Origin of the sequence: Bradyrhizobium sp. STM 3809 (genome assembly GCF_000239795.1) — a bacterium.
Lineage (GTDB): Bacteria > Pseudomonadota > Alphaproteobacteria > Rhizobiales > Xanthobacteraceae > Bradyrhizobium.
Genome location: NZ_CAFJ01000155.1, coordinates 1 through 7917, shown reverse-complemented (window position 1 = coordinate 7917; position 7917 = coordinate 1). Strand labels below are relative to the sequence as shown.

5 protein-coding genes are annotated in these 7917 nt (G+C 66.8%); 1 reads left to right on the top strand and 4 read right to left on the bottom strand.

The genetic code is table 11. The features are described from left to right. Nucleotides 1–106: 106 nt before the first annotated feature. From BRAS3809_RS08010 to BRAS3809_RS07995, 4 genes are all read right to left on the bottom strand, one after another. Nucleotides 107–3259: a multidrug efflux RND transporter permease subunit gene (locus BRAS3809_RS08010; protein ID WP_008961583.1), complete on the bottom strand. Its 3153-nt coding sequence runs from the start codon at nucleotides 3257–3259 to the stop codon at nucleotides 107–109. Between the two features lie 6 nt (nucleotides 3260–3265). Continuing rightward, nucleotides 3266–4420, bottom strand: coding sequence for an efflux RND transporter periplasmic adaptor subunit (locus tag BRAS3809_RS08005; RefSeq protein ID WP_008961582.1), 1155 nt, complete (start codon nucleotides 4418–4420; stop codon nucleotides 3266–3268). Nucleotides 4421–4769: 349 nt separating this feature from the next. After that, complete coding sequence (locus BRAS3809_RS08000; RefSeq protein WP_008961581.1) at nucleotides 4770–5798, bottom strand: SAM-dependent methyltransferase; 1029 nt, start codon at nucleotides 5796–5798, stop codon at nucleotides 4770–4772. A gap of 12 nt (nucleotides 5799–5810) precedes the next feature. After that, complete coding sequence (locus tag BRAS3809_RS07995) at nucleotides 5811–6623, bottom strand: DUF1295 domain-containing protein (RefSeq protein ID WP_008961580.1); 813 nt, start codon at nucleotides 6621–6623, stop codon at nucleotides 5811–5813. A gap of 184 nt (nucleotides 6624–6807) precedes the next feature. Here BRAS3809_RS07995 and BRAS3809_RS07990 point away from each other — a divergent pair, with 184 nt between their 5' ends. Then, on the top strand, nucleotides 6808–7797 hold the full coding sequence (locus BRAS3809_RS07990; RefSeq protein WP_008961579.1) for a hypothetical protein: 990 nt from the start codon (nucleotides 6808–6810) through the stop codon (nucleotides 7795–7797). The last annotated feature ends 120 nt before the right edge of the window (nucleotides 7798–7917 follow it).

The following is a 7917-nucleotide window of genomic DNA, read 5'->3' as shown; positions in this document are numbered from 1 at the left end:
GGGACTCGCGGACCCCCACCCCCGACCCCTCCCCGCAAGGGGGAGGGGAGCGCACCGCCTCGTCGCGACGTTTCGGCTCAATCATCCGCTAAGTCGTTTTTATCCTCTATGGCTGCACCGGGGCCGGCGGCCCATACGCCTCGCCGTCGGCTGCCCCCGCCTTCTCCCGGTCGCCGGCGAGCACGCGCTGGACCGAGACGAAGAACACCGGCACCATCAGGAGCGCCAGGATGACCACCGCGATCATGCCGCCCATCACGTTGGTGCCGAGCGCCTGCTGGCTGGCGCCGCCGGCGCCCGTGGCCATCGACATCGGCAGCACGCCGCAGACGAAGGCCAGGCCGGTCATGATGATCGGGCGGAAGCGCAGCGAGCAGGCCTCGATGGTCGCCGCAACCAGCGGCTTGCCATGGGCGCGCAGATCCCTGGCGAACTCGATGATCAGGATCGCGTCCTTCGCGGCAAGGCCGATGATGGTGATCAGCGCGACCGTGAAATAGACGTCGTTGGACAGCCCCCGCAGATTGGCGGCGACGACGGCGCCGAGGATGCCGAGCGGCACGGTCAGCAGCACCGCGAGCGGAATGGTCCAGCTCTCATACAGCGCGGCGAGACACAGGAATACGACCAGCGCGGATAATCCGAGCAGCAGCGGCGCCTGCGAGCCCGACAGCTTCTCCTGCAGCGACTGGCCGGTCCATTCATAGCCGAAGCCGCGCGGCAGCTTGGCCGCCAGCCGCTCCATCTCGTTGAGCGCGTCGCCCGAGGTGAAGCCCGGCCTCGCCTCGCCGGAGATCCGGATCGCCGGATAGTAGTTGAAACCGGCGATCTGGGTCGGTCCCTTGGCCCACTGGATCGTCGCGAACGACGAGAACGGCACCAGCTGCCCCTTGGCGTTCTTGACGCTGTAGTTGAGGATATCGTCCGCGTTCATCCGGCTGATGCGGTCGGCCTGCACCACGACACGCTGCATGCGGCCGCGGTTCGGGAAGTCGTTCACATAGGTCGAGCCGAGATTGGTCGAGATCGTGTTGTTGATGTCCTCGAAGGTGACGCCGAAGGCGCCGGCCTTTTCGCGATCGATCATCAGATTGACCTGCGGCCCCTGCGGCAGTCCCTCGACATAGACCTTCTGCAGCACCGGGCTGGCATTCGCTTCCGCAATGAGTTGATCTGCAGCCGCAGTCAGTGCCGCGTAACCCTTCTGGCCGCGGTCCTGCAGGCGGAAGCTGAAGCCGGAGGAGTTGCCGAGATTGTCAATCGGCGGCGGCTGCAGCGCGGTGATCTTGGCATCGCGCAGCGAGGCGAGGTCGCGGTTGATGTCGGCGACCAGCGCCGCCGCGCTGTCCTGCTTGCCGCGCTCCGACCAGTCCTTCAGCGAGATGAAGGCCTGCGCGGTGTTGACGCCCTGGCCGGCATAGCTGAAGCCGGTGAGGAAGGTGACGTCCTCGATGCCGTCGCGCTTGGCGAGATATTTCTCGACCGCCTCGACGGCGGCTTGAGTCCGCGCATAGGACGAATCCGCCGGTGTCTGCACGTCCGTCGTGATGAAGCCCTGGTCGTCGACCGGCAGGAAGCCGCCGGGCAGCTGGATGAAGGCGAAGGCCAGGCCGACGATGAAGATCGCGTAGATCATCATCAGCCGTCCCGTGCGCTTCAGCGCGCCGCCGACCAAGCCGGTGTATTTGGTGCGGCTAAAATCCATGAAGCGGTTGAACCAGCCAAACACGCCGGTCTTGGCGTGGCCGTGACCGGCCTGCACCGGCTTCAGCAAGGTCGCGCACAGCGCCGGGGTCAGCGACAGCGCCAGCAGCGCCGAGAATCCGATCGCCGCCACCATCGTCACCGAGAACTGCCGGTAGATGATGCCGACCGAGCCGGGGAAGAACGCCATCGGCACGAACACCGCCATCAGCACCAAGGTGATGCCGATGATGGCGCCGGTGATCTGGCCCATCGCCTTGCGCGTCGCCTCCTTCGGCGACAGCCCCTCCTCGCTCATGATGCGCTCGACGTTCTCGACCACGACGATGGCGTCGTCGACGAGGATGCCGACCGCGAGCACCATGCCGAACATCGTCAGCATGTTGATGGAGTAGCCGACCAGCATCAGGGTGGCGCAGGTGCCGAGCAGCGCGACGGGCACGACGATGGTCGGGATGATGGTGTAGCGGATGTTCTGCAGGAACAGGAACATCACCACGAACACCAGCACGACGGCTTCGACCAGCGTCATCAGCACGCGCTTGATCGAGGCCTTGACCACCGGGGTGATGTCGTAGGGGATCTCGTAGGTGATGTTCGAGGGGAAGAAGCGCGACAGCTCCTTCATCTTGGCCTCGACCGCGCTGGCGGTCGCCAGCGCATTGCCGCTCGGCGACAGCAGCACCGAGAGGCCGGCTGTCGGCTTGCCGTTGAGGCGGGTGTTGAACTGATAGCTCAGGCCGCCGATCTCGATGCGGGCGACATCGCGCAGCCGCACCGTCGAGCCGTCGGCATTGGCGCGCAGGATGATCGCGCCGAACTCGTCGGGCGAATCGAGCTGGCCCTTGACCAGCACCAGCGCAGAGGTGCGCTGCGTGGTCGTGGCGGGCTCGGCGCCGATGCTGCCGGAGGACACTTGCGCGTTCTGCGCGCCGATCGCCTTGGTGACGTCGTCGGCGGTCAGGCCATAGCCGATCAGCTTGGCCGGATCGAGCCAGACGCGCAGCGAGCGCTCGGTCGAATACAGCGTGGCGCGGCCGACGCCGGGGATGCGTCTGACTTCACCGAGCACGTTGCGGATCATGAAGTCGCCGAGGCCGACCTCGTCGAGGCTGCCGTCGGTCGATTGCAGGGTGATGATCTGCAGCACCGCGGCCGAGGCTTCCTCGACCAGGATGCCCTGCTGGATCACCGCGCGCGGCAGCCGCGCCTCGACGCGCTTGAGGCGGTTCTGCACCTCGACCGAGGCGTCGTTGGTCGACGTGCCCGGCACGAAATTGGCGGTGATCTCGACCTGGCCCAGCGAGTCGCTGGTGGATTCGAAGTTGAGAATGCCGGAGGCGCCGTTGAGCTCCTCCTCGATCAGCCGCGTGACGCTGTTGTAGAGATTCTCGGGCGAGGCGCCCGGATAGCTGGTCGAGATCGAGATCGAGGGCGGCGCGATGATCGGATATTGCGCGACCGCCAGCAGCGGGATCGCGATCGCGCCGATCAGGCAGATGAACAGCGCGACGACCCAGGCGAAGATCGGCCTGTCGATGAAGAAGCTCGGCATCGGGACTTACCGCGACGCTGACTTGGATTCGAGCTGCGTCGCCGTGCTGACCTCGGTCCAGGCCTGCGGCGTGACCTTGTCGCCGGCGGCAAATTTCTGGAAGCCGTCGACGACGACCTTGTCGCCGGTACGCAGGCCGTCGGTGATCAGCACCAGGCCGTCCTGCACCGGGCCGGTGCGGATCGGCCGCGCGATCGCGCGATTGTCGTCGCGGATGACGTAGACCTCGGAGCCGCCGGCCGCGTTGCGCTGCACCGCCTGCTGCGGCACCGCGACGGAGTCGCTGTCGATGCCCTGCTCGATGCGGACGCGCACATACATGCCCGGAAGCAGTTCGCGCTTCGGATTGGCGAACTCGCCGCGCAGCGTGACCTGGCCGGTGGCGGCATCGACCTTGGCGTCGGAGAACAGCAGCTTGCCGGGAATGGAATACGGCGTGCCGTCGTCGAGCACGAGACGGACCTTGATGGCATCAGGCGCGATCTGGTCGAGATCCCCGGATTCGAAGGCGCGTCGCAGGCGGTTCAGTTCGCTGACCGACTGGGTGAAGTCGGCGTAGATCGGATCGAGCTGCTGAATCGTGACCAGCGAGGTCTCGTTCTGAACCGCGATCGCGCCCTCGCTGACCTGGGCGGCGCCGACGATGCCGTCGATCGGCGCGCGCACGGTGGCGTAGTCGAGATTGAGCTGGGCGCGGGCGAGGTCCGCCTTGCGCGCCTCGATATCGGCGGCGGCCTCGCGCTCCCCGGAGATCGCCTTCTCGTTCTCGACCTCGGGCGCAGCACGCTCCTTGAACAGCAGCGCGATGCGGCGCGCCTGCTGCACCGCGCGCTCATGCACCGCCTCGGCCTTGGCGAGCGCCGCCCGGCTCGACAGGATCTCGACCTCGAACGGCTTCGGATCGATGCGATACAGCGGATCGCCGGCCTTCACCTCGCTGCCCTGGCGGAACATCCGCTCGACGATGATGCCGGAGACGCGCGGCCGCACGTCGGAGACGCGGGTGGGCGCGATGCGGCCGGGTAGCTCGCGGACGATCGCGCGCGACTTCTGCTCGACGGTGATGATGCCGACGTCGGGCACGACGACCTGATCATTGGCGGCGGCCTGGGCCGGGGTCGCTTCGTTGCAGCCGGCCAGCGGCAGAGCCGCTGATAGCATCAATGCAGTGCCGAGCAGCGGCGCGCGAAAACGAGACGCACAAGGACGAGACGCACAAGGACGAGACATGGGTCGTGGAGCCCCCTCGATCATGTTTGAAAGCAGTCGACCGGATGACCGGGTGTTGGCGCCATTCTGGTGCCGAGCGTGGCCGCACCATAAAAGCGCGCTGCTGCGGCGCAATGCAGGGGCCGGGCGGCCGTATGTCACAGCTCTTAGGCGACTGATCTCAAACGTATTTCAGGGACTCACCCGATTGTGAGCGCATTGTGACGGCGCGGTTCCCCCGGGTTCCGCGAAGCGAAGCGCGAATCCCGCGAAGGTTTCAGTCGTCCTCATCAGTTCGCGCTCAGCCGGTGGGCCGCAGACGATAGTGGCTGACGCCCCATTCGCGGCCTTCGTCATGGCCGAACAGACCCGCGGTGGCCAGGAAGAACCAGCGCCAGCGGCGCATCCACAGCGCGGTGTCGTCGCCATAGACCGGCTGCAGCACCTCGAGAATGCGGTCGCGATCGGCGTCGAAATTGGCGAGCCAGTCCTTGGCCGTGCGCTGATAATGCGTGCCGCTCCAGCGCCACTCCTTCTCCACCGCGAACAGATCGTTGAACTGCCGGATCAAGCCGTGGCTCGGCATGATGCCGCCGGTGAAGAAGTGCTGCGCGATCCAGTCCTCGCGATCGTTGCGGTCGAACAGATAGGAGCCGGTCCGATGGGTGAAGATGTGCATGAACAGCCGGCCATCGGGCTTCAGCCACGACCGGACGCGCGACAACAGCTGGCGCCAGTTCATCATGTGCTCGAACATCTCCACCGATACGACGCGGTCGAAGCCTCCGTCGGGCGCGAACGCGTTCATGTCCGCGGTGATGACGCGCAGATTGAGCAGGCCGCGCTGCGCCGCCATCTCCTCGATCGCGCGGCGCTGCGAATGCGAATTCGAGACCGCGGTGATCTTCGCATGCGGGAACTGGCGGGCCATGAACAGCGACAGCGAGCCCCAGCCGCAGCCGAGCTCGAGGATGGTCTGGCCATCCTGCAGATCGGCATTGGCCACGGTCTTCCGCAACGCCTCCTCCTCCGCCTCCTGCAGGGTCGAGACCGGCTCCTTGTAGAAGCAGCAGGAATATTTGCGGTTCGGCCCGAGCACCCGGGCGAAGAACGCGGCCGGCACCTCGTAGTGCTGCGCATTCGCCGCGTCGGTATGCTCCGCGATCGGGCGCGTGGTCAGCAGGCGGGCGAACTCGGCGTCGCCCATCGCAGTCGGACCGTTCAACCGCGTCGCGGTGCGCGCGCACAATTCGTAGATCGCCGCGCGGATGACGGCGTCGGGGAGCGGCACACGCTCCGCCGCGCCGATGATGGTCGAGATGAAGCTCATGCGGTGGCTCCGTTACTTTCCGACAGGACTTGGCGGCAGGGGAAAGAAGGCGCTGGTGCGCGCCTGGTAGGCGCGGTAGCGGTCGCCGCGCGAGCGCAGCATCTGCTCCTCCAGCGGCGGGATGCCGGTGACGTGCACCAGGATGTAGTACATCAGCAGCGGCGCCAGCAGGCTGGCGATCCCCCAGGGGTTGTCGAATGACAACGCGATGACGGGGTAGGAGAGCCAGCACACCCACTCGAAAAAATAGTTGGGATGGCGCGACCAGCGCCACAGGCCGATGTCGCAGACCTTGCCCTTGTTGGCCGGGTCGGTCCGGAACGCCTTCAGCTGGGCATCGGCCAGTCCCTCGCCGGCGATGCCGATGAACAGCACGAGGATGCCGAGATAGTCCTGCACGCGCAGGTCGGCGGCCGGGGCGTGGGCGGCGACGAACATCGCGAACACCAGCGGGATGGCGCCCCAGGCCTGCTGCTGCAGGAACACGAACATCCGCCGCGGCGCGGCATCGCCCCATTGCCGGGCGAACTCGGCATAGCGCGGATCGTCCGAAATGCCGCGGCTGCGGGCCGCGACATGACCGCCCAGCCGCAGCGACCATACCGCCACCAGCACTGCAACCAGCCATTGCCGTGCGTTGGGCGCTGCGCCCGCCACGGGCCAGATCGCGCCCACCGCCCCGACCAGGCCGACGGAAAATGTCCAGATCGTGTCGACCCAGCCGGAATTCCCGGTGCGCTGCTGCACCACCCAGGCGCCCGCCATCAGGAGGGAAAGGGCCAGCGAAAGCATCAGCAGCGCCAGCAGAACTTCAACGACGGTCATGACAAAGCCCGGGCATTCCAGCTAGAAATGAGCCACGGGACTAACTACGCCGCGGGTGTCCGCCGGTTTCAGCCACAGTTCCGGGCAGGAGACGGGGATTGCGCCGGTCGCGGCTGGTCTCCCGACCCTGCTATGCCATAGTGGATCTTCGGGACCGGTCCCCCCGCAACGGATGTCATCGACAATGCCTCAAGGCTCCCCTCCCCGCTCCGCGATGTCAGTCGAACCGACCAAACTGTCGACCCCCCGGATCTTCCTGGTGCGGATGCTGGTGTTCCTGGTGCTGTGCGCCCTGGTCGGGGTCGTCCTGTACAAGCAGATCATCCTGGCGTTCTTCGCCAATCCCGGCCTGAACGCGCTGATCGGAGTGGTGCTCCTGATCGGCGTCATCCTGGCCTTCCGGCAGGTCATCCGGCTCTATCCGGAGGTCTCCTGGGTCAACAATTTCCGCATCGCCGATCCCGGCCTGGCGGTGCCCCGCCACCCGACCTTGCTGGCCCCGATGGCCGCCATCCTCGGCCGCGAGCGCACCGGGCGGATGTCGATCTCGCAGCAGACCATGCGCCACCTGCTCGACTCCATCGCCACCCGCCTCGACGAGGCCCGCGACATTTCGCGCTACATGACCGGGCTCCTGGTCTTCCTCGGCCTGCTCGGCACCTTCTGGGGCCTGATCGAGACGGTCGGCTCGGTCGGCAAGGTCATCGACGGCCTGAAGGTCGGCGGCGACGCCGGCGCGCTGTTCGACACCCTGAAAGGCGGCCTCGCCGCGCCGCTGAGCGGCATGGGCATCTCGTTCTCGTCCTCGCTGTTCGGCCTCGCCGGCTCGCTGATCCTGGGTTTCCTCGACTTGCAGTCGAGCCAGGCGCAGAACCGCTTTTACACCGACCTGGAGGATTGGCTCGCCGGCACGGTGCGCGAATATGGCGGCAGCGGCGACACCGGCGCCGACCTCTCGGTGGCGATCGAACGGCTGCGCACGGCCATGGAGGAAGGCTCCAACCGCGGCGCCACCGCGGCCATGGCCAACCTCGCCGAGGCGATCCAGGGCCTGGTCGCGCACATGCGCACCGAGCAGCAGATGATCCGCGAATGGGCCGACGGCCAGGGCGAGCAGAACCGCGAGATCAAGCGGCTGCTGGAGCGGCTGGCCCGGCAGCCGGAGAAGAGCTGAGGATCACGGTCGTTGATGCCTGACGCGCACAATTCTCTGACCAAGGCGGCGGTGCACCCTCTCCCCTTGTGGGAGAGGGTGGATCGCGCTCGCGGAGCGGGCGCGAGCCGGGTGAGGGGT

What these genes read in the sequence shown, in the direction of transcription:
- BRAS3809_RS08000 (WP_008961581.1), bottom strand. Translation starts at nt 5,798, where the DNA reads ATGAGCTTCATCTCGACCATCATCGGCGCGGCGGAGCGTGTGCCGCTC.
- BRAS3809_RS08005 (WP_008961582.1), bottom strand. Translation starts at nt 4,420, where the DNA reads ATGCTATCAGCGGCTCTGCCGCTGGCCGGCTGCAACGAAGCGACCCCG.
- BRAS3809_RS08010 (WP_008961583.1), bottom strand. Translation starts at nt 3,259, where the DNA reads ATGCCGAGCTTCTTCATCGACAGGCCGATCTTCGCCTGGGTCGTCGCG.
- BRAS3809_RS07995 (WP_008961580.1), bottom strand. Translation starts at nt 6,623, where the DNA reads ATGACCGTCGTTGAAGTTCTGCTGGCGCTGCTGATGCTTTCGCTGGCC.
- BRAS3809_RS07990 (WP_008961579.1), top strand. Translation starts at nt 6,808, where the DNA reads ATGCCTCAAGGCTCCCCTCCCCGCTCCGCGATGTCAGTCGAACCGACC.